At 65.8% G+C, this 21,209-nt stretch carries 17 protein-coding genes and 1 pseudogene; 9 read left to right on the plus strand and 9 right to left on the minus strand.

Annotation, left to right across the window (positions count from 1 at the left end):
* Positions 1 to 28: 28 nt before the first annotated feature.
* On the minus strand, positions 29 to 1,507 hold the full coding sequence (locus tag ABMA10_RS22080; RefSeq protein WP_347868893.1) for an APC family permease: 1,479 nt from the start codon (positions 1,505 to 1,507) through the stop codon (positions 29 to 31).
* A gap of 215 nt (positions 1,508 to 1,722) precedes the next feature.
* Here ABMA10_RS22080 and ABMA10_RS22085 point away from each other — a divergent pair, with 215 nt between their 5' ends.
* The 9 genes and pseudogenes from ABMA10_RS22085 to ABMA10_RS22125 all read left to right on the plus strand — a co-directional run bounded on the left by ABMA10_RS22085 (position 1,723) and on the right by ABMA10_RS22125 (position 13,724).
* Entirely contained in the window at positions 1,723 to 3,213 is a 1,491-nt protein-coding gene (locus tag ABMA10_RS22085) for an APC family permease (RefSeq protein WP_347868892.1), read from the plus strand.
* Complete coding sequence (locus ABMA10_RS22090; protein WP_347868891.1) at positions 3,210 to 3,935, plus strand: IclR family transcriptional regulator; 726 nt, start codon at positions 3,210 to 3,212, stop codon at positions 3,933 to 3,935. Before ABMA10_RS22085 ends, ABMA10_RS22090 begins: the two co-directional genes overlap by 4 nt.
* Before the next feature lie 86 nt (positions 3,936 to 4,021).
* Positions 4,022 to 5,680, plus strand: a complete 1,659-nt coding sequence (locus tag ABMA10_RS22095) for a DHA2 family efflux MFS transporter permease subunit (protein ID WP_347868890.1) — start codon at positions 4,022 to 4,024, stop codon at positions 5,678 to 5,680.
* 103 nt (positions 5,681 to 5,783) lie between these two features.
* Positions 5,784 to 8,120 (plus strand): DUF6049 family protein, encoded by a 2,337-nt coding sequence (locus ABMA10_RS22100; RefSeq protein WP_347868889.1) that lies wholly within the window; start codon positions 5,784 to 5,786, stop codon positions 8,118 to 8,120.
* Positions 8,113 to 9,729: a murein biosynthesis integral membrane protein MurJ gene (gene murJ, locus ABMA10_RS22105; protein WP_347868888.1), complete on the plus strand. Its 1,617-nt coding sequence runs from the start codon at positions 8,113 to 8,115 to the stop codon at positions 9,727 to 9,729. The genes ABMA10_RS22100 and murJ overlap by 8 nt, the downstream gene beginning before the upstream one ends.
* A gap of 162 nt (positions 9,730 to 9,891) precedes the next feature.
* Entirely contained in the window at positions 9,892 to 10,884 is a 993-nt protein-coding gene (gene trxB / locus ABMA10_RS22110) for a thioredoxin-disulfide reductase (protein WP_347868887.1), read from the plus strand.
* A gap of 46 nt (positions 10,885 to 10,930) precedes the next feature.
* Complete coding sequence (gene trxA, locus ABMA10_RS22115; protein WP_064294045.1) at positions 10,931 to 11,251, plus strand: thioredoxin; 321 nt, start codon at positions 10,931 to 10,933, stop codon at positions 11,249 to 11,251.
* A gap of 141 nt (positions 11,252 to 11,392) precedes the next feature.
* Positions 11,393 to 12,714, plus strand: a pseudogene (locus tag ABMA10_RS22120) (PLP-dependent aminotransferase family protein).
* Positions 12,715 to 12,761: 47 nt separating this feature from the next.
* On the plus strand, positions 12,762 to 13,724 hold the full coding sequence (locus ABMA10_RS22125; RefSeq protein ID WP_347868886.1) for a D-alanine--D-alanine ligase family protein: 963 nt from the start codon (positions 12,762 to 12,764) through the stop codon (positions 13,722 to 13,724).
* Positions 13,725 to 13,916: 192 nt separating this feature from the next.
* On the opposite strand, the gene ABMA10_RS22130 is transcribed toward ABMA10_RS22125, so the two are convergent.
* The 8 genes from ABMA10_RS22130 to rpmH form a co-directional block, all read right to left on the minus strand.
* The gene (locus tag ABMA10_RS22130) at positions 13,917 to 14,957 is read right to left on the minus strand and encodes a ParB/RepB/Spo0J family partition protein (RefSeq protein WP_347868885.1); all 1,041 of its coding nucleotides are present in this window, start codon (positions 14,955 to 14,957) and stop codon (positions 13,917 to 13,919) included.
* Positions 14,957 to 15,778 (minus strand): ParA family protein, encoded by an 822-nt coding sequence (locus ABMA10_RS22135; RefSeq protein WP_414693674.1) that lies wholly within the window; start codon positions 15,776 to 15,778, stop codon positions 14,957 to 14,959. Before ABMA10_RS22135 ends, ABMA10_RS22130 begins: the two co-directional genes overlap by 1 nt.
* A gap of 2,119 nt (positions 15,779 to 17,897) precedes the next feature.
* On the minus strand, positions 17,898 to 18,536 hold the full coding sequence (rsmG, locus tag ABMA10_RS22140; protein WP_347868883.1) for a 16S rRNA (guanine(527)-N(7))-methyltransferase RsmG: 639 nt from the start codon (positions 18,534 to 18,536) through the stop codon (positions 17,898 to 17,900).
* Positions 18,537 to 18,557: 21 nt separating this feature from the next.
* Complete coding sequence (locus ABMA10_RS22145; RefSeq protein ID WP_414693673.1) at positions 18,558 to 19,064, minus strand: protein jag; 507 nt, start codon at positions 19,062 to 19,064, stop codon at positions 18,558 to 18,560.
* An 8-nt stretch (positions 19,065 to 19,072) separates the two neighbouring features.
* Positions 19,073 to 20,056 (minus strand): membrane protein insertase YidC, encoded by a 984-nt coding sequence (gene yidC / locus ABMA10_RS22150; RefSeq protein WP_431031011.1) that lies wholly within the window; start codon positions 20,054 to 20,056, stop codon positions 19,073 to 19,075.
* 9 nt (positions 20,057 to 20,065) lie between these two features.
* Entirely contained in the window at positions 20,066 to 20,377 is a 312-nt protein-coding gene (gene yidD, locus ABMA10_RS22155; protein WP_347868881.1) for a membrane protein insertion efficiency factor YidD, read from the minus strand.
* Positions 20,374 to 20,736 (minus strand): ribonuclease P protein component, encoded by a 363-nt coding sequence (gene rnpA / locus ABMA10_RS22160; RefSeq protein ID WP_347868880.1) that lies wholly within the window; start codon positions 20,734 to 20,736, stop codon positions 20,374 to 20,376. Before rnpA ends, yidD begins: the two co-directional genes overlap by 4 nt.
* Positions 20,737 to 20,742: 6 nt before the next feature.
* Complete coding sequence (gene rpmH, locus ABMA10_RS22165; protein ID WP_056010217.1) at positions 20,743 to 20,880, minus strand: 50S ribosomal protein L34; 138 nt, start codon at positions 20,878 to 20,880, stop codon at positions 20,743 to 20,745.
* Positions 20,881 to 21,209: the final 329 nt, after the last annotated feature.

Below are 21,209 nucleotides of genomic sequence, written 5' to 3' on the forward strand. Positions count from 1 at the left end.
AGCTCGCTGGAAGTCGGTCGACGTGGGATCAGCCGCCGATGGCGTCCATGACGTTCGCATACGCTGCAGGCCGGCGACGCTTCAGGTAGGCGGCCTGGAAGAGACCGATGATCGGGCAGACGACGATCAGCGCGAGGAGCACTGCGCTGACGGTGCCGAAGGTCGGATTCCCGCTCGCGTCGACGTCGCCCACCAGCATCGGGAAGAACACGATGATGACGATGGCCGAGCCGACGAGGCCGATGAATCCGAGGCCGGGGGCGATCACCGTGTTCCACAGGCGTCGGTCCTGCTTCGTGCGGGCGAAGTAGACGATGACCGCGAGGCTCGTGACGGCCATCAGGATGGCGATCGCGAGGGTCGCGACGCCGGCGAACCAGGTGAACACCTGCAGCACGGGGTCGAGCCCGAGCACAGCGAACACCACGATGAGCGCCGCAGCGGTCATGCTCTGCACGAGCGACGAGGTGTGGGGCGAGAGGTGCTTCGGGTGGACCCCACCGAGCCGGCCCGGGAGCACTCCTGCGTTCGCCATCGTGTGCTGGTAACGGGTGATGACGTTGTGGAAGGACAGGACGCACGCGAACATGCTCGTGATGAGGAGGACGTTGATGACGAGTTCACCGATCGGGCCGAGGTACATCAGCGTGGTGCGGAGGATCATCGCCCCTGGGTCTTCCGCAGCGACGCCCACGACGTCGTCGGGGCCCCATGCCATGACGAGGGCCCACGAGGCGAGCGTGTAGAAGAGGCCGATGCCGATGACGGCGATGTACGTCGCGCGGGGGATCGTGCGCGAAGGGTCCTTGGCCTCGTCTCGGAAGATCGCAGTCGCCTCGAAGCCGATGAATGCGGCGATCGCGAACATCAGACCGACACCGGGCGAACCGGAGAAGACCTGCGACGGCTCGAACGGTTCGGCCGAGAGACCGTCGGCTCCACCGTTGATGACGACCGCGGCGGCGAGGACCAAGACGATCCCGACCTCGGCGACGAGGAGCACACCGAGCACTTTCGAGCTGAGGTCGATGTGCCGGTAGCCGAGGAAGCCGACGATCGCGATGGCCGCGAGTGCGTAGAGGTACCAGGGGATCTCGGGGGCGCCCAGGCCGGTGAACGTGACGCTCAGCAGATACCCGATGTAGCCGTAGACCGAGACCTGGATGGTCGTATAGGTGAGGAGCGCGAGGAACGCCGATGCGAGACCCGCCGGTTTGCCGAGGCCGTAGCCGACGAAGGTGAAGAACGCTCCGGGTTTCGGCACATGACGGGTCATCGCCGAGAGGCCGACGGCGAACAGCAGCAGGATGACCGCAGAGATCGCGTACATGCTCGGGAAGCCGACGCCGTTGCCGAGGAGGATGCCCAGCGGCGCTGCGCCGCCGACGACGGTGAGGGGCGAGGCGGCGGCCACGACCATGAAGACGATGGCTGTGACGCCGAGCGATCCTTTCAGGGACCGGGTGGGCTGACCGGCTTCGACTGCCGGTCCTTTCGTGACGGTCATGGAGCTCTCCTCGGACGATGCGGCTGGATCGGGATGCAGCCAGCATCGCGTCCTCCTGTTGCCTCCCCGTCTCGGCGGCGTAACACCTGGTGGGTGGCGAATGAGACCGCGCGAGGGGCCTGTCTCATTTGGCGGACACGAAGCCGAAACACGACCGCCACGTCGGTGCAACGCGACCCGCCTACCCTGAGGACCAGCGCGAGAGGCGGTGACACATGACAGCGCTCGAACGCGCGATCAGCAATCCGCCGCGCGTCCGCGGGCTCGAGTCGCGATCACCGGTCGACGGTCTCCAACGTCGCAGCGTCGGCTTCGTCGACGTCTTCGCACAGTCCGTCTCGGCGGTCGCGCCGTCCGCCGCTGCGACGACGATCCCGTTGATCGTCACCGTGACGGCCGGCGGGGCCACCATGTGGTCGCTCGCGATCGCCATGCTGCTGTCCTTGCTCGTCGCAACCACCGTGAACGTGTTCGCGAAGCGCATCGCTGCCACCGGATCGCTCTACACCTTCGTCTCGAAGGGACTCGGGACCGGTGCCGCCTTCGTCACCGGCGTCGCGCTCCTCATCGGGTACGGCTTCATCGCCATGTTCGCGCTCGCGGGGGCCGGGTACTACCTCTCGATCCTGCTGCACCGCTTCTGGTCGGGGATGCCGAGTTCGACGCTCGTGGTGTCCGTACTCGTCGTGTGCATGGCCGCGATCTGCCTCATCGTGCTCATCCGTGGGATCCGCCTGTCCACGCGCGTGACGCTGCTCGTGGAGAGCGCCTCGGTCGCCATCATCCTCGTGCTGGTCGGAGTGCTCCTGTCGCAGCTCGGTCCGACGCCTGAGTGGGCCGTGCTCGGGCTCGACGCCTCCCCGGAGAACCTCGCGGTCGGTTCGGTGCTCGCCGTCACCGCCTTCGTGGGGTTCGAGAGTTCATCGACGCTCGGCGTCGAAGCACGACGGCCGTTCGCGAGCATCCCGCGTGCGCTCGTCTGGACCGTCATCGGGGCCGGCCTCCTCTTCCTCATCACGTCCTACAGCCAGCTGGCGGGCTTCGCGGCGATGGGCGAGGACATCACGGCCACCCGGACGCCCATCAACGACCTGGCGCTCGCCTCCGGCGTCGAGTGGATGGGGCTGCTGCTCGACCTCTCCGTCGCGGCCTCCTTCCTCGCCTGCGCCATCGCGTCGATCACGGCGTTCTCGCGGGTCGTCTTCTCGATGGGTCGCGAGGGCGTCCTGCCCTCCAGACTCGGAATCACGCACCGCCGCTTCAGCACGCCGCACGTCGCGATCATCACGGCCCTCGTGATCGTCACGCCGGTGTCCGTCCTGACGCTCGTGCTCACCGGCGGCGCGTGGGCTGCGATGCAGGTCCTGATCGTGGTGGCAGCCGCGGGCTACATCACGGCGTACGTCCTGGTCTGCGTCGCGGCTCCGGTCTTCCTCTGGCGCATCGGCGAGTTGACGATGTGGCCGCTCGTCCGTGCGGTGATCGCCGGCGTGCTGCTCTCGATCGCCCTCGTCGTCTATCTGGTCGTCGAGAGCGCGGGCGACAGGGGTGTCGGTGTGTGGGTGTTCCTCGTCGCGATGGTGCTGGGCATCGCGACGTGGGCGCTCCGGCATCGACGCCGTCCGTGGCTGAGTTCGACCGTGGGGGTCTACGACGAGACGGTGAGCGCTGACGTGCTCGGCGGACCGCCGGCGGAGCACCGGTGAGCGGCGCGGGCGAGCTCCGTGCGCGGCAGCCGAAGGCGATCCACAGCGCGCTGACCGTCCTCGAGGAAGTCGCCCGCTGCGGCGCGGGTGTCACCGCTCAGGAGGTCTCCGCCGGCCTCGACATGCCCCGCGCGACCACCTACCGCCTGCTCAACCTGCTCGTGCAGGACGAGTACCTCGTGCGCATGCCGGACCTCCGGGGGTTCGCACTCGGTCGAAAGGTCGTCGAGCTGGCGCATCTGGTCGCGGCGGCGCCCCCGCCGCTCGCCGCCCGCGAGGTGATGGGGCGGCTGCGGTCGAGCGTCCGGGGCGGCGTCCACCTCGTCCGGTACGAGGGAGAGCGCATCCGTATCGTCGACGCCGACCCGGACTTCCCGCTGAGCGACGAACAGCGGATCGTCCGGCAGATCGACACCTCGGCCATCGGCCGGCTGCTGCTCCACGAACTGGTCCGCACCGGGTTCGACTGGTCAGGACTCGTGGAGCGACCGAAGGCCGATGCCGCAGCACTCGTCGCGGACGTCGACCGGCTCGGCTATGCCCGGCAGCTGGGGGAGCTCACCGCTGGCTACGGGTGCCTCGTCGTCCCGATCCGGGATGCGGACGGCGGACTGGTCGCAGGTCTGTCCCTGTCTGCTCCGTGCGTCCGGGTCGAACAGCCGGCCGCCCTGCTCGATCTCATGCTCGACGGTTCGCGCCAGTTGCAACCGCTCCTCGTCTGAATCCGACCGCTCCCCGATCCCAGGGTGACAAAACCGGCGACTGAGGCGCATACTCGAATTATGCAGCTAGCTGATCGTTTCCGCGCATGACGCAGGCGGACCCCTCCATCACCCCGCAGCAGAACCCCGCGGACCACCGAAAGTGGCTCGGCCTCGTCGTCATCAGCATCGCCGTGGCGCTCATCATCGTGGACTCCACGATCGTGAACGTGGCGATCCCATCGATCGTCGACGATCTCGGCATCTCGTCCACGCAGGTGCAATGGGTGCAGGAGTCCTACACGCTCGTGTTCGCGGCTCTGCTCATCGTGTTCGGCACGCTCGCCGACCGTTTCGGCCGGCGCCGGATGCTCCTCATCGGTGTCGTCGTGTTCGGCGGGGCATCCGTCTTCGCCGCTCTCGCTCCGACAGGCGACCTGCTCATCCTCTCGCGTGTCATCCAAGGCGTCGGCGGCGCGATGATCCTGCCGACGACACTCTCCATCATCAACGCGACGTTCCGAGGCCGCGACCGGGCGATCGCGTTCGCCGTCTGGGGTTCGACAATCGGCGGCATGGTCGCGGTCGGTCCGCTGCTCGGCGGCTGGCTCACGACCGACTTCTCCTGGCGCTGGGCGTTCGGGATCAACGTGCCGCTCGGGATACTCATCGTCATCGGACTCCTCCTCTTCGTGAACGAGTCCCGCGAGGAGGCGACCGACCGCATCGACGTGGTCGGCGCGATCCTCTCCATCGTGACCAGCGCGTCACTCGTCTTCGGCCTCATCGAGGGACGCAGCCTCGGCTGGTGGCTCACGAACGACCCGCTCGTCATCGGAGAGTGGACCTGGCCGTTCACCCTGTCTCCCGTCCCGATCTCGCTCATGATCACGGTGGTCGCAGGGATCGCCTTCGTCCTCTGGGGTCGCCGCCGGATGCGGCATGGCCGGAGCACGATCATCGCCTTCGCGCTGTTCTCGCTGCCATCGTTCCGGAACGGCAACATCGCTGCGCTCATCGTGTCGCTCGGTGAGTTCGGGATCATCCTCTCCCTCCCCATCTGGTTGCAGAACGTCCTCGGCTACAGCGCCCTGCAGACCGGTGTGATCCTCCTTGCCCTCGCGATCGGCTCGTTCGTCGCGAGTGGCTTCGCCGGAGCCTTCGGCAACCGCGTCGCACCGGTCCTCATCGTGCGGATCGGCATCCTCGCGGAGATCGTCGGGGTCGCCGGTATCGGGCTCGTCGTGGGGCCGTCGACCGAGTGGTTCGGGATCGTGCCGTTCCTCTTCGTCTACGGCTTCGGAGTCGGACTCGCTACCGCGCAGCTGACCGGTGTGGTGCTGAAGGACGTCCCGGTCGAGCAGAGCGGGCAGGGCTCGGGGACGCAGAGCACGGCCAGGCAGATCGGTTCAGCGCTCGGCATCGCCGTGCTCGGCACGATCCTCTTCGTCAGCACCGCCTCCGTCCTGGATGCGAGGCTCGATGACGCCGGGGTGCCTTCGGCGGAGCGCGACGCCCTCGTCTCCAGCGTCGTCGACAGCGCCGGTGCCGCGATCGCCGGTCTCGACGCAGACCCGTCCACCTCGGCAGTGGCCGACGACGCGAGGATCGCACTCTCGGACGGCACCAGGTATGCGGCGTTCGCAGCTGCCGGGTTCCTCGCCCTCGGATTCCTCGCAACACTGTCGCTCGGCAGCGGTCGCCGGGAGGAGACCGAAGGGACATCGTCCGGGGAGCGGTCGACGGCATCGACGCCGAAGCCCTGACCGGTACGACGGCTCCGGAGCACACGCACTCAGCTTCGCTTGGGCCTCACCCGTAGAATCGTGACCGGACTGCTCCGCTCATACGGAGCGGACCACCACGCTCATGACACGAACACGACACCGCCCACGCCTCTTCAGCGCCCTCGCCGCAGCCGCGCTGTCGTTCGCCGTCGTGTCCGCCGGGGTATGGCTGCCGGGGTCCGTCGCGACCGCATCGGCTGAGAGCACCGCACACACCGCGACGACACCCGACGGCCTCGTCGCCGTCGACGTGAGCCCGAGCGACGGGGGAGCGGTCGAACAGGCCTCCATCGCATCGTTCGGCATCACGATCACGAATGGAACCGGCGCGGATCTCGCGGCCGGCACCGTCTCCCTGGCGATCACGTCCGCACCGATCACGGCGACCTCCGACCTCGACACCTGGCTCGGTGCCAGCGGCCCCGACGCCGCCGCGCCACCATCGGGCGCGACCATCGTGCGCACGATCGACATTCCCGAGCTCATCGCCGGGCAACAGTACGTCGTCAGCGGACTGGACTTCACCCCGCCGGCGCTCGGGCTCGACGCCGACGACGCGTGGGGTTCGTACGGTGTCTCCGTCGGCTACACCGCCGGGGACACCGCGGCCGGCGGACGGTCGGCGATCGTGTGGCGCGGTCAGGAGCAGCCGACCGCCACGACGATTGCGCTCGTCGCCCCGGTCACGGTGCCTCTCAGCTACGGGGGCATCCTCGATGCCGACGAGCTGACCGAGCTGACCGCAGAGGACGGCGCGCTCACGACCCAGCTGGACGCCCTCGTCGGCGAGCAGATCGCCCTCGGGATCGATCCACGCATCATCGTCTCGATCCGCGCGCTCGGCACCCGTGCACCTCGCGCTGCCGTGGACTGGCTCGCACGTCTCGAATCGGCGCCGAACGAGACCTTCGCCCTGCAGTACGGTGACGCGGAGCCGGCCGTGCAGGCAGACGCCGGTCTGGCGCAGCTCCTCGCCCCGACCTCGTTCTCGTTCGCGCTCAACGTCGCGGACTTCCCCGTGACCGTCCCCTCCAGCGAGACACCGGAGCCCACCGAATCACCCACTGTCGGACCCGATGGAACGGAGCCGACTCCCCAGTCCGCGACCTCACCCGCCGAGGCGTCCGCGGATGCCTCGGCCGAGACGCCGGAACCCGCCCCGACGGACACCCCGACACCGACCGAGACGCCGACGGAACCGGTACCGACGGTGCCGACGATCGACGAGCTGCTCGCCTGGACCTACACGCTGCCCGGCATCGTGTGGGCAAGTGGTGCGGTTTCCGACGCCGATCTCGGTGTCTTCGCCGCGTCCGGTGGGTCGGTCACGATGCTCGACTCCTCCAACACCGACGCGTCAGGTCGGACCCCCCGGGCCTCGGCCACGATCGGAGCGAATCGCGCACTACTGACCGACCACGGCCTCGCGGAATCGCTGGAGTCCGCAGCGTCCGCGGCCACGGAGAGCACGTTCCAGAACGCGATCGCCGACGTGAATGCCCGGATCGCAGCGATCGGCACCGAGTCCACCGCTGGCGGAACCGTGCTCGCCGTCCTGCCGCGTGGGGTCGATGCAGCGGTGCCCGCTCTCGCTGAGACCGTCGATGCACTGCGCACCCTGCCCGCGGCGGTGCAGACGACCGTCGCGAACGCGCTCACCGAGGCACCCGTCGCGGTCACGCTCGGCGCACTCGCACCGATCGACGGCCGGGTCGACGACCTGCAACGGCTCCTCGACGACGAACGGCAGGTCGACCTCTTCTCCACCGTGCTCGACGACCCGGAGCTGCTGACCGGCCGGGAGCGCGCCACACTGCTCGCAACACTCGCCGCCGACTGGCTGAGCTCACCGGACGGCTGGGATGCCGCCGTCACCGACCAACGCGCGCGGACCGAGACGGTGCTCACCTCCGTCCGCGTCGCCGACAGCAGTCGCATCAACATGGTCGGCGGCGAGGTGTCGTTGCCGTTCGCCGTGCGCAACGATCTGCCCTACCCGGTCACGGTCATCATGCAGGCCTCGCCGAGCAACGGGCGGCTCAGCGTCGCCGGTTCGGTGAAGCAGGAGATCGCCGCCGACTCGCGCGCGACGGTCCTCATCCCCGTGCAGGCGCAGATCGGCAACGGCGACGTCACCCTGCGCCTGCACCTGTTCAGCCCCACCGGTCAAGCCATCGGGGACCAGACGTTCGTGGGGGTCAACGTCCGTGCCGACTGGGAGGGGATCGGCGCCGTCGTCCTCGCCGCGCTCGTCGCGCTGCTGTTCATCAGCGGCGTCGTCCGGATGGTGCTCGGTCGACGTGCGAAACGTCAGGCTGCCGAGTCGGATGACGATCCGGACGCCCCGCATGACGGTCAGGGTCCAGAGAGCGAGCCGCCGGTAGAGTCGTCACCCGGACGACAGGAGACGAATGGCTGACGGGATCGGCAGAGCGAGCGCGCTCCTCGCCTCGGGGACTCTGGTCTCGCGACTGCTCGGCTTCGTCAAGGCTGCACTCGTGGCGAACATCATCGGCCTCGGAATCGTCGGCAACGCGTTCGGCGTCGCGAATCAGCTTCCCAACACGATCTACGTCATCATCGGCGGTGGTGTGCTGAGCGCAGTCCTGGTGCCTCAGATCGTGAAGGCCAGCATCCATGTCGATGGCGGGAACGCCTACATCAACAAACTGGTCACGATCACCCTGGTGTTCATCGGCGGAGCGACTGTCCTGGCCACGCTCATTGCGCCGGTGTTCGTCTTCGCGGCGGCGGCAACGCTTCCTGCCGATCAGTTCGCGCTCGCCACGGCGTTCGCTTTCTGGTGCCTCCCCCAGATCCTCTTCTATGCGTTGTACACCGTCCTCGGGGAGGTGTTGAACGCCCGCAAGATGTTCGGGCCGTTCACATGGGCACCAGTCTTCAACAACGTCGTCGCCATCGCAGGACTCGCGCTCTTCGTGTTCCTCTTCGGGTCCGAGACGCCGAAGTTCAGTGAGTGGACACCCTCGATGACCGCTGTCATCGGCGGCTCTGCAACCCTGGGCGTGGTCGTCCAGGCGTTCTTCCTCATGTTCTTCTGGCGTCGCGCCGGACTACGATTCCGACCGGACTTCCACTGGCGCGGCGTCGGGCTTCGAGCAACTGGGAAGATCGCCAGCTGGACGTTCGGCATGCTCATCCTCACCACGGCTGCCGGCTTGATTGAGACACAGGCGGTCGCATCAGCTTCCGGGCAAGGACCATCGGTCATTGCATTGCAGAACGCGTGGCTGATCTTCATGCTTCCGCACTCGATCATCACCGTCTCCGTCGCAACGGCGTACTTCACGAGGATGAGTGAACACGGACAGGGCACACGGGATCGCGGGGCGGATCTGGTCAGCCTCAGATCCGACGTCTCGGCAGCCGTCCGTGTCGTCAGCCTGCTGATCGTGCTGGCGTCCGTCGTGATCATGGTCGTCGCCGTTCCGTTCGCCAGCGTCTTCGCGAAGACGACAGATGAGAGCATCAGTCTCGGCGTGGTGATCATCGCGTTCGTGCTCGGACTCGTTCCGTTCTGCATCCTGTTCATCCTGCAGCGCGCGTTCTACGCCCTCGGCGACACGAAGACCCCGTTCTTCTACACGTTGTTCCAGACCCTGCTGTTCATTCTCCTGGCCCTCATCGTCGTCATGACGGTGCCCAAGGAACTCCTCGGTGCGGGCGTGGCGCTCGCTATCACTGTCGCCGGTCTCGCGCAGGCGGTCATCGCCACCTGGCTCCTTCGCCGTCGGCTCGGGGGCCTCGAGCTGCGGAAGGTCATCCCAAGCCTGCTGCGGTACGCCGCTGCTGCACTTCCAGCGGCCGCCGTCGGCGTCGTCGTCCTGTTGTTGCTCGGGGGCGTGTCCGAGGGCGGCTTCACCACGTCCAGCATCCCGAGTGCCATCGCCACGATGGCCATCATCGGATCGGTCATGGGCGCCGTCTACCTCGTCATGCTCGCACTCATGCGCACACCGGAGCTGAAAGCGGCGCTCGCGCCCGTCCTGAGCCGATTCGGCCGCTGATCGCGTCTCGCACCAATCACTGGAGACGGCCCTCCCGAACAGCCTGTAACACCCGGCGGACGGCCAGGATCAGCGGAATAGCCGCCGGTTAGGATGTGTTACACCACTCGGAACCCCAGAACCCACCTGGTTCGGGCACTCCACGAACCACTGAGGAGCATCGTGCGTCAGGTCATCATCATCGGATCAGGACCAGCCGGCTACACGGCGGCGATCTACGCTGCCCGCGCCTCCCTGCAGCCGCTGCTCGTCGCGTCGTCCGTCGAGGCCGGTGGCGAACTCATGAACACCACGGAGATAGAGAACTTCCCCGGCTTCCCCGAGGGCATTCAGGGCCCCGAGCTCATGATGAAGCTCCAGGAGCAGGCCGAGAAGTTCGGGACCGAGGTCCTCTACGACGACGTCACTGAGCTGAAGCTCGACGGCGATGTCAAGACCGTCACGCTCGGCAACGGGCAGGTCCACGAGGCCCAGACGGTCATCTTCGCGACGGGCTCCGCCTACCGCAAGCTCGGTCTCCATGACGAGGAGCGGCTCTCGGGCCACGGCGTCTCCTGGTGCGCCACCTGCGACGGTTTCTTCTTCAAGGAGAAGACGATCGCGGTCATCGGCGGTGGCGACAGCGCCATGGAGGAAGCGACCTTCCTCACCCGCTTCGCATCGAAGGTGTACGTCATCCACCGCAAGGACACCCTGCGTGCATCCAAGATCATGCAGGACCGCGCCTTCGCGAACGAGAAGATCGAGTTCATCTGGAACAGCGAGATCGCCGGGATCACCGGTGGCGACGCTGTGGACGGCGTGACCTTGCGATCCACCACGGACGGCACCGAGACCCACCTGCCGCTCGGCGGGCTGTTCATCGCGATCGGCAACGACCCACGGACGCACCTCATCCACGGGCAACTGGACCTCGCCCCTGAGGGCACCATCGCGGTCAAGGGTCGCTCGTCGAAGACGAACCTCCCGGGCGTCTTCGCCGCGGGCGACGTGATCGACCCCACGTACCGACAGGCCATCACGGCTGCCGGCAGTGGCACGATCGCCGCTCTCGACGCAGAGCACTACCTCGCAGACCTCGAGCAGGCGGCAGGGGAGGCCCAGACGTCCGGGCTCCCTCAGCCCGCCGACCCCGCGCTCGCAACCACCGTTTGATCGACAGCCCGGGAAGCACCTCCGGGCACCACGAAGGAGAACACTCATGTCAGATGCAGTCACCGAGGCCACGTTCGACGAACTGGTCATCAACAGCGACAAGCCCGTCCTCGTCGACTTCTGGGCTGCCTGGTGCGGCCCGTGTCGCGCCGTCGGCCCGATCCTCGACACCATCGGCTCCGAGAACAGTGACAAGATCACCGTCCTCAAGCTGAACGTCGACGAGAACCCCAACCTCGCGATGAAGTACCAGATCACCTCCATCCCCGCGATGAAGGTCTTCAAGGGTGGAGAGGTCGTCCAGACCGTCATCGGCGCCAAGCCGAAGGCTGCTCTCGAGAAGGATCTCGCCGCCTTCCTGGCCTAGCCAGGAGGTTGCTTCACCGAACCCGCCCGGCTCTTCGAGCCGGGCGGGTTTTCGCGTATCCGGCTGACGCTCACTGAGCCTGTCGAAGTGCCCCTCCGCCCCTCCAATACCATTGACCAACCCACGCAGATCGGATCCACCGTGTCACCTCAGGGCAGCCCCACCACAAGCGGCAACAGTCTCGACCGTGGTACGGCGCCTACGCCGCCCGCACGGCCGGGCTGGCCGCCAGTGAGGTCCGTGCCCTGTTCGCCGTCGCCAGCCGCCCTGAGGTCGTCTCGCTGGCCGGCGGGATGCCCTTCGTCTCCGCGTTGCCGGAGGAGCTCGTCCGCGAGGCGGCCGACCGCACCATCCGCGAACACGGGCCGCAGGCACTCCAGTACGGTTCCGGACAGGGTGTTCCGAAGCTGCGGGAGCAGATACTCGACGTGATGGCGCTCGAAGGCATCTCAGGCAGCGCCGACGACGTCGTCGTCACAACCGGAAGTCAGCACGCGCTCGAACTCTTCAGCAAGCTGTTCCTCGACCCGGGGGACGTCGTCATCTCGGAGGGGCCGAGTTACGTCACCGCGATGGTGATCTTCTCGAGCTATCAAGCCGAGGTCGACCATGTCCCGATGGACGAACACGGCCTCATCCCGGAGGCGCTTCGCGAACACATCGCAGCCCTCCGAGTTGCGGGCAGGACGATCAAGTTCCTCTACACGATCCCCAGCTTCCACAATCCTGCCGGCGTGACGCTGAGCTGGGAGCGCAGGCTCGAGATCATCGACATCTGCCGCCAGAACGACATCCTGGTGCTCGAGGACAACCCGTACGGCCTCCTGTACTTCGATGGCCCGCCACCGCAGGCCATGCGATCGGTCGATCAGGATGGTGTGGTCTACCTCGGCACCTTCTCGAAGACGCTCGCACCGGGCTTCCGTGTCGGTTGGGCGCTCGCGCCACACGGCATCAGGGAGAAGCTCATCCTCGCCAACGAGGCGGCGGTCCTCAGCCCGTCGTCGTTCAGCCAGATGGTGGTGTCGCAGTACCTCGACCAGGCCGACTGGCGGCAGCAGATCGCGACCTTCCGTGGGGTCTACCGGGAACGCAAGACGGCGATGATCAGTGCCCTCGAGGAGTACCTCCCGTCGTGCTCCTGGACGAACCCGAACGGCGGCTTCTACGTGTGGCTCACCCTGCCCGAGCAGCTCGACTCGAAGGCGATGCTGCCGCGGGCTTTCACCGAACTCGTCGCGTACACCCCTGGCACAGCTTTCTTCGCGAACGGGGACGGTCGGCGCAACATCCGACTGTCGTTCTGCTATCCGACGCCGGATGCGATCAAGGTGGGTGTTCGGCGACTCGCGACCGTCGTGAACGGCGAGCTCGACCTGCTGGACACGTTCGCGGGCACGGGCAGCCTCAGCCCTGCAGCCCGGCCGTCGAGCTATGCCGCTCCGCCGCCGGACATGTCGTGACCCCGACGACGCGAACCCTCAGCCAGCAGCAGAGAAAAGGCCAGATCATGTCCAAGATACCTCCACGCAACATCCTCGTTCTCGCCGGCGGCATCTCGCACGAACGCGATGTCTCGCTCCGGTCTGGACGACGCGTCGGAGAGGAGCTCCAGCGGGCAGGGCACCGTGTCACGCACCGCGACCCCGACGCCGGCCTGCTCGCGTCGCTCGACCATCAGTCGTTCGATGCCGTGTGGCCCGCGTTGCACGGCGCAAGCGGAGAGGACGGTTCGCTCCAGGCGCTCCTGCGGACGAAGGGTGTCACCTATCTCGGTGCGCACTCGGAGGCCGCGGCACTCGCCTGGCACAAGCCGACGGCGAAGACACTCGTCTCGCGAGCCGGCATCGACACGCCGGAGTGGATCACATTGCCCACCGAGACGTTCCGCGAACTCGGCGCCGGGAGCGTGCTGTCGGAGGTCCTGCAGTCCATCGGGGAAGCCGCGGTGGTCAAGCCGTCGAGAGGAGGATCGGCGCAAGGTGTGACCATCATCGACGGACCAGCCGACCTGCCACGAGCGATGGTGCAGGCGTACGCCTACAGCGAGTCCGCCTTCATCGAACGCAAGGTCAGCGGCACAGAGCTCGCCATCACCGTGGTCGACTCGGGGGAGGGGCCGCGCGCACTCCCCGCCGTCGAGATCGTGCCACGCTCCGGTGTGTACAGCTTCGAGGCTCGCTACAACGCCGGCGAGACGACGTTCTACGCTCCTGCGCGCATCGATGCTGACGCGGCAGAGCATGCCTCCCGCGTGGCGGTGGCGATCCACGAGCTCCTCGGCCTCCGGCACTTCTCACGCATCGATCTCATCGTCGATGCGGATGGCAGGCCGTGGTTCCTCGAGGCGAATGTCATTCCGGGAACAACCGAGACGTCTCTCATGCCGATGGCGATCGAGGCGGATGGGCAGCGGCTCTCCGCGTTCTACAGCGCACTCGTCGAAGCAGCCGTGGCGCACGCCGTCGCCTGACGCCCTCCGCCACCACCCCGCCGGTCACCGACCCAAGCTTCCGGTCACCGACTAGATCTTCCGGTCACCGAGCTTGTCGAGGTGCACCCATCACAACGCATATCCAACGAACCGCGTGTTCACCTTTTGTCGGCCCGACCAGGGGAAATCATCCCCGAGACGTCGCGTGTTTCACGTGAAACACATCCCGCCTCAGCTCTGTCCGAAGCCCGACTCGCCCAGCTCGCTCAGAATGCGGTTCAGGTCGGCGATGGTCGCGAACTCGACGACCATCTGCCCTTTCTTCGCCCCGAGCGTGACCTTCACGCGAGTGTTCAAACGATCGCCGAGTCGATCTGCGATCTCGTCCAGCTGGCCGCGACGGGAGCCGGCTATCGGTCGAGGCTTCTTGGCCTGAACCCCTTGGGCAGCTGCGGCCTCTGCAGCTCGCACCGAGAGGTCCTCGTTGACGATCTTGTCCGAGAGGCGCTGCTGCGCCTCAGTGTCCGTCAGCGACAGGATCGCGCGTGCGTGGCCTGCACTGAGCACGCCGGCAGCCACGCGCTGCTGTACGGCCGCGGGCAGCTTCAGCAGTCGGATGGTGTTGCTGATCTGCGGGCGAGAGCGACCGATCCGGTTTGCCAGCTCGTCCTGCGTGATGCCGAAGTCGGCGAGCAGCTGTTGGTAGGCCGATGCCTCTTCGAGTGGGTTCAGCTCGGAGCGGTGGAGGTTCTCGAGCAACGCGTCCCGCAGCATGTCCTCGTCGGCTGTGTCCTTGATGATCGCAGGGATGCGGTCGAGACCGACCTCCTTCGACGCCCGGAGTCGACGCTCACCCATGATGAGCTCGTACAGCTCGGTCTCGCCGGCGATCGTGCGCACGACGATGGGCTGCAGGACGCCGACTTCGCGGATGCTGGCGACGAGTTCCGCGAGATGATCCTCATCGAAGACCGTACGAGGCTGGCTGGCGTTCGGGATGATCAAGTCTGGGGAGAGGTAGGCCAGACGCGCACCCGGAACCGCGACGAGCTGAGGCCCGTCCGACTCCGCCGGTGCGTCCGCCGGGATGACCCCAGTATCCGCAGCCGCCGCGTCTGCGGCCGCCGTGGCAGCGTCCTTGGCCGCCTTCCGAGCCGTCCCCTGGTTGTCGGGGAAGAAGACGTCGACGGGGCGGTTCGCCTGCGAGTCGGGGTTCGAAGTGGGGATGAGGGCGCCGATCCCACGGCCGAGTCCGGTTCGTTTCGTTGCCATCAGTGACTGACTCCCTCAGGGTGGTTCGATTCAGGTGTTTCCGGTGTGGCGGCCTCTGCAGCCGCCCAACGATTCGCGATCTCAGCGGACGCCTCGAGATACGAGACGGCACCGAGCGACGTCGGGTCGTAGCTGATGACGCTCTGCCCGAAGCTCGGTGCCTCGGAGATGCGCACGGCGCGCGGGATGACCGAGTCGAGCACCTGATCGGTGAAGTGGTCTCGCACATCCTGCGCGACTTGTTGAGCGAGGTTCGTCCGGCTGTCGTACATGGTGAGCAGGATCGTGCTGACCGCGAGACCAGGGTTCAGGTGACGTTGGATCAGCTGGATACTGCTCAGGAGTTGGCTGAGTCCCTCCAGCGCGTAGTACTCGCACTGAATAGGGATCAGCACCTCTTTCGCCGCGACGAAGGCGTTGATCGTCAGGAGTCCGAGGGAAGGAGGGCAGTCGATGAGGACGTAGTGGTACATCTCCTCGGCATCCTCGATGAACTGTTCGAGCGCCGTACGGAGTCGGTGTTCACGAGCGACCTGCGACACCAGCTCGATTTCGGCGCCGGCGAGGTGGATCGTCGATGGTGCACAGAAGAGCGTAGGGAACTCGGGGCTCTGCTGCACCACATCTGCCAGGGGGAAGTCATCGATCAAGACGTCGTAGACGCTCGGGACGTCGGAGTGGTGCTCGACTCCAAGCGCGGTCGACGCATTCCCCTGTGGGTCGAGGTCGATGACCAGGACTCGCGCGCCGGACTTTGCAAGTGCGGCGCCGATGTTCACCGTCGTGGTCGTCTTGCCGACGCCACCCTTCTGGTTCGACACTGTGAATACTCGGGTGCGACTCGGAAGCGGCAGCGTGTTGTGGGCCAAAGCCTTGCGCCTCTCGGTCAGGTGGTGAAGCTCGCGAGCGAGCGGCGTGGAAGCGTCGAAGCCGCTACCAACGGAGTCGCGCGCGAGTGCTGCGGAGTGCGTTGGTTCGGGTTGTTTCACGTGAAACCTTCTCGCTCGAAACGTGTTCTTCAACCGTACCAGCGTGAGGTCTACACCGGGGCGACGATCCGGGTCCTGCATTGGACTCCTGGTCAGGTGGGTCGGGCGTAGCTTCGTCCATTTCGCGCCAGTAGCGAGGGAGGGGAGTGTGGAAAACCTTTCCCTTCTCGATCCTGTTGCCGATATTTTCCACAGAGTTATCCACAAGGTTCGAAGCTGTGTAGACCGCTGTGGAGAACGTGCGGAGCGGAGCGAGCACATGACCACATCATGCTGTTGTTTCAACAATGTGACCACATCGTCCACATGACCACCCGTCCCGGACATTCGCAATCGGCCGCAGATCGCCGTCTTTCCGCGGTTTCTGAGCCGACGTTCGCCCGTCGGTGGCACACTGCGTCGCTTCGGGGCAACATTGCGGGGGAGTCATGAACTTGGATCCGGCGCCACCAACCCAGTGCCCCACCTGTGTACAACTCCAGCAGACCGCGCGAACATCGAAGTTGTCCACATACTTATCCACAGGTGCTCGCTCCATGGCAATGATTCACCCATGGGCCACCATCCTCAGCCATGACGCGAAGGTGTTTCACGTGAAACACCTACCTCTGCACCCCGATGCCGTCGCCCACAGGGGTCTCATCCACCTCCCTGGATCACCGCGATAGATGCTCGAACCTCACCCTGACATCCAATGCCGCAGCCGCCAGCGCGGATGATGACGGCGCGCCAGCGTGGCGCATACAAGCCATGCATGTGCGAGGGCGTCCCGGTAGCGACTATGGGGATTCACACCCCGACGTTCCACGTGAAACATCGCCAAGGCTTGCATCACCTCTCTCGCAAAGAGCGACGGCTTGGCTGTGTTTCACGTGAAACCACACGGAGCCCGCTCGAATGATTCGTGGCCCGCGAGGTGTTCTGTCGCAGCATGTGCAGACCCTCCGATCTCAAGCGCAGCATCCAGTGAACGCATCCGGCTGCGCCCGACTGATCATGACTCGTTCAGCGCACGGACAGCCGAGATGACCTCACCGCCTCCGAACCGTCGTCATCGAGTCTGAACACCTCTGCGCTCTCGTGCAGTTCTCCGATGCCCTCCAACCCGTGCATGTACGCACGCCGCCGGGCCGTGAGGCGAACAGATGGCGAACGAGCGTTGCATCTCAAGCGGGTCAACACAGGGTCTACGGGGAGGCCCTGCTGCGCGCACCGACGCGTGGTGTTCGCGGCGCACACGCAACCCTCAGCACAACCGGGCTTCTCGGAAACACAGGAGGCGAGATCGGCAGTGTGCGCTGCGAGTAGCGCGCCACACTCGTTCCCGACTCCTGCACGGCGACGCACGAGGGAACCGACGCACAATGCCCGCCGGAGTCGGCACGCCACCGCGGGGTAGTGAGATGCTGCTGGCAAGTGTGTCAGATCGACGGAGAGACGACATTCAGCGTGGCGAACTCATGGCGCAACCGCGCGCGGCGACAGACATCGGGGGAGTGGACCACAACCCGCCCCGCCAGCCTGCACGAGGTTCATCCTACGAGCGAGCCTGAACCAGAAGATCCACTGAACCGATTCGCGGTGGCGCTGGAAAAGAGATCCAGGCGAGCTCGCTTGCGGCACTCTTGCGGTGAACTGAAGCCGGTACGGGCGATGCATGGGCAACACGCCGCCGGACGCCCAGCCTGACGCGACTTGCACCGACTTGTAATGAAATTTCACATGATTTATGGTCATCGCCGGCGACATGGGCAGATCTGGACCGTTTTCAGGCGCCGAGAAGGTTGAAAACCCGCGCAGTCCGAGCGGAGAATCGTTCCTGACGAACCACCACGGCCCACCGACAGGCTCTGAAAGCCGCCAGTTCGTCAGGAACGATTCTCTCGCTTCCAAAGAAACGAGTCCGAAGCAACCGTCAAGTTGCTTCGGGCTCGCGCGGATGGTCCCACCGTCAACCGCGAACGGTTCCGAGAATGACGCGCGTTGGTTCAGCGAGCACGCCTTCGCCAAGCGTCCTCACCTCGACGTCCGTGACCTTGTGCTTCCGGAGCTCCTTCGTCGACGCATCAACTTCAGCTTGTGCGCCGGCGCCCTTCATCAAGACGAGCTCACCACCGTCGCGAAGCAACGGCGCCGTCAGTGGAAGCAACTTACGAAGCGCACTCACAGCACGGGCGGTCACCTGGTCGAGTGGTTCCTCGAGTCGCGCTTCCTCGGCGCGGGCTCGGGTGACGGTGACGTTCGACAGGCCGAGTGCGACCACCTGATCGTTCAACCACGCGACCCGACGCTCCATCGGTTCGATCAGGACGAACTGGACGTCGGGTCGCGCGATCGCCAAGACGAGACCCGGAAGCCCGGCTCCTGTCCCGACATCACCGACGCGTCCCGGCCGGAGCAGGGGAGCGACGATCACGCTGTTCAAGATGTGGCGCGTCCAGAGGCGGGGCAGTTCCAACGGACCGATGAGCCCGAGGGGTTCGCCGTTGATCGCGAGGTTCTCAGCGAACGCGCGCCCCACGGCGATGCGATCGCCGAACAACGCGGCGGCTTCGGCCGGCTCGGGTTCCAGTTCGTCCAGTGCAGTCATCGCAGTTTCACGTGAAACGCGTCAGCCGCGGGTGATGACCGTGTGGCGGTCCCGACCCTCACCGTGCGACTCGGACACGAAGCCCCGAGCCGAGACGATGTCGTGGACCAGTTTGCGCTCGTAGCTCGACATCGGGGGGAGCGATGCCTCGGTCGAACCGGCTTCGATGCGCTCGACCGCACGCTCGACAAGCGCTCCGAGCTCCTGCTGACGCGCCTCGCGGGATCCTCCGATATCGAGGATCAGGCGGGAGAAGCCACCCGTGCGGTTCTGCACAGCGAGACGGGTCAGCTCCTGGAGAGCGTTCACCGTGTCGGGGCGCGAGAGCAGACGCAGGTTGCTGTCAGTGGGGGAGTCGATCGAAACGTAGGCGCGACCGTTCCGAGCATCGATGTCGATGTCACCGTCGATGTCGCAGATGTCGAGGAACTCCTCGATGTAGTCCGCTGCGACGTCGCCCTCTTCTTCAAGCTGGGTGATCGTGGGTGCTTCGTCCTGCTGGGCTACGGCCAGTTCCTGGTCAGTCACCGATACTCCTACTTGTCTTGTCCGTTGGACTGCTGCTTCTTGGCGCGCGCCTTGCCCATGGGCTGCTGGCGCTGCGTGGGCGTCTTCTTCTCTTCCACGGGCATTTCGGAGATCGAGATGATGTCGCCGGTTGGAGTCATGAGCTTGCCCTTGCGCGCGAGACGCTCTTCACGAGCCTTCGCCGCATCGGATCCGGGCGTCGGCATGTTCCGGATGACCAGGAACTGCTGCACCATCGTCCACGCGTTGGACGTGAGCCAGTAGAACATGACACCGAGCGGGAACGCGAAGCCGGAGAACAGGAAGACGAACGGGAGGATGTAGAGCAGGATGCGCTGCTGCTTGAACTGCGGGCTCGCCTTGGTCTCGGCCGACATGTTCTTCGAAACGATCTGCAGCTGCGTGATGAACTGCGAGGCACACATCAGGACGACCATGATCACCGCGATGATCACGACGGCCCAGTTGGTGGGGTTCTCAGCAAGCGCTGCCTGCATGCTGGTGTGCAGCGGGGCGATACCGAAGAGGTTCGCGTCGCCGAACTGCACGGCGAGCGTCTCGTTCAGCGGGCCGACGCCGGCCTTGCTCTTCTGTGCGTCGTTCAGGACGGAGAACAGCGCGAAGAAGATCGGCATCTGCACCAGGAGGGGAAGACAGCCACTGACCGGAGAGGTCCCGTGCTTCTTGTAGAGCTCCATGGTCTCGCGCGACATCGCCTCACGGCTGGCCTGGTCGCGTTTGCCCTTGTACTTCTCCTGCACCTTCTTCATCTGCGGCGCGATCTCGAGCATCTTGCGCTGGCTCTTGATCTGCTTGATAAACAGGGGGATCAGGGCTGCACGGACGACGAGCACGAGCCCGACGATCGACAGCACCCAGGTCAGGCCGGCTGCTGGATCGAGGCCGATGGCCGTCCACAGCAGGTGCCAACCCACGAGAAGCAGCTCGACCGCCCATTTGAGCGGCCAGAGGAGTGTGCCGATGATGTCCATAGGTGCGGGTCAGCCCTTTCCGTGGCTCGGTTGCACGACGAATCCATGAGGAGTCACGCTGTACCGGAAGTTCTTCTTGGGTGGAACCTCGTCGAAACGAGGCGCCGCCCAGGGGTGGCATCGTGCGATGCGCGCAGCCGCCATCGCTGAACCAACGACCACGCCGTGCTGCTGCACTGCACCGAGAGCGTACGCGGAACAGCTGGGGTAATACCTGCAGACGTCTCCGTAGAGCGGAGAGATCGCGGCGCGGTACCCACGGAGCGCCATCACCGCAGCATTGCGGGGCGCGAGGCAGGTGGCAGCGACGATGCCGTTCATCGGGAGGCGTCCGTGAGAGAGGTGACGACGCCACGCTTCGTGAAGGCGCGATCGACCTCGGCATGGAGGGACGCGAAGGACGCGGTGGCCGCAGACGGCAGCGCTCGAATCACGACATCAGCTCCACGGGCAGCGCGCGGCTCGCTCTCATGACAGATCGCCTTCAAGCGGCGTCTCACCAGATTGCGTGTCACTGCATTCCCGACCGTTTTCGCAACGATGAACCCGAAGCGCGGCTGTCCGCCCTTCGGGTTCATACGTACATACGTGACCGTGTGCTCGCCGACGAACCGGACCCCGCGACGAACTACCCCTCGGTAGTCGTCACCGGTGGTGATCCGGCTCGCACGCTCGAGCACGACGCTCTACGCGGAGAGTTCGGTGCGGCCCTTGGCGCGACGAGCCGACAGGATGCCGCGGCCGGCACGCGTACGCATACGCAGACGGAAGCCGTGCTTCTTGGCGCGACGACGGTTGTTCGGCTGGAAGGTTCTCTTGCTCATAATTACGATCTCCGGATCATGACCCACCACTGCACGAGGTGGCAGCAGGGTAGGGAAGGGTGCCCGTGGGCAGAAGTCAACTGATTAAACCTACGGTCTACTCGCGCGAAGGTCAAACCAGCTGCACCCAAACGAATGATTATCCACAGGATTCTCAGAAACTCTAGCAGTGACACGCAGGGCGGTCGTACAGTGATTTGGGACTGGGGCGACGTGTTGTTAGCGTAAGCCCTCGGGTTATGCACAAGGTGTGGATAGCACCGCGCGAGGCCCCGAATACTCAGGGCTGAGCCTGTGGATGAACCTGTGAGTATGTATGGGGGAGAACT

The organism is Plantibacter sp. RU18 (assembly GCF_050613355.1).
In the GTDB taxonomy this organism is placed as follows: domain Bacteria; phylum Actinomycetota; class Actinomycetes; order Actinomycetales; family Microbacteriaceae; genus Plantibacter.

Bases quoted from the DNA above. Each gene is read 5' to 3' on its own strand.
- ABMA10_RS22080 (WP_347868893.1), bottom strand. From the start codon at position 1,507: ATGACCGTCACGAAAGGACCGGCAGTCGAAGCCGGTCAGCCCACCCGG.
- ABMA10_RS22085 (WP_347868892.1), top strand. From the start codon at position 1,723: ATGACAGCGCTCGAACGCGCGATCAGCAATCCGCCGCGCGTCCGCGGG.
- murJ (WP_347868888.1), top strand. From the start codon at position 8,113: ATGGCTGACGGGATCGGCAGAGCGAGCGCGCTCCTCGCCTCGGGGACT.
- trxA (WP_064294045.1), top strand. From the start codon at position 10,931: ATGTCAGATGCAGTCACCGAGGCCACGTTCGACGAACTGGTCATCAAC.
- yidD (WP_347868881.1), bottom strand. From the start codon at position 20,377: ATGAACGGCATCGTCGCTGCCACCTGCCTCGCGCCCCGCAATGCTGCG.
- ABMA10_RS22100 (WP_347868889.1), top strand. From the start codon at position 5,784: ATGACACGAACACGACACCGCCCACGCCTCTTCAGCGCCCTCGCCGCA.
- rsmG (WP_347868883.1), bottom strand. From the start codon at position 18,536: ATGACTGCACTGGACGAACTGGAACCCGAGCCGGCCGAAGCCGCCGCG.
- ABMA10_RS22095 (WP_347868890.1), top strand. From the start codon at position 4,022: ATGACGCAGGCGGACCCCTCCATCACCCCGCAGCAGAACCCCGCGGAC.
- yidC (WP_431031011.1), bottom strand. From the start codon at position 20,056: ATGGACATCATCGGCACACTCCTCTGGCCGCTCAAATGGGCGGTCGAG.
- rpmH (WP_056010217.1), bottom strand. From the start codon at position 20,880: ATGAGCAAGAGAACCTTCCAGCCGAACAACCGTCGTCGCGCCAAGAAG.
- ABMA10_RS22125 (WP_347868886.1), top strand. From the start codon at position 12,762: ATGTCCAAGATACCTCCACGCAACATCCTCGTTCTCGCCGGCGGCATC.
- ABMA10_RS22130 (WP_347868885.1), bottom strand. From the start codon at position 14,957: ATGGCAACGAAACGAACCGGACTCGGCCGTGGGATCGGCGCCCTCATC.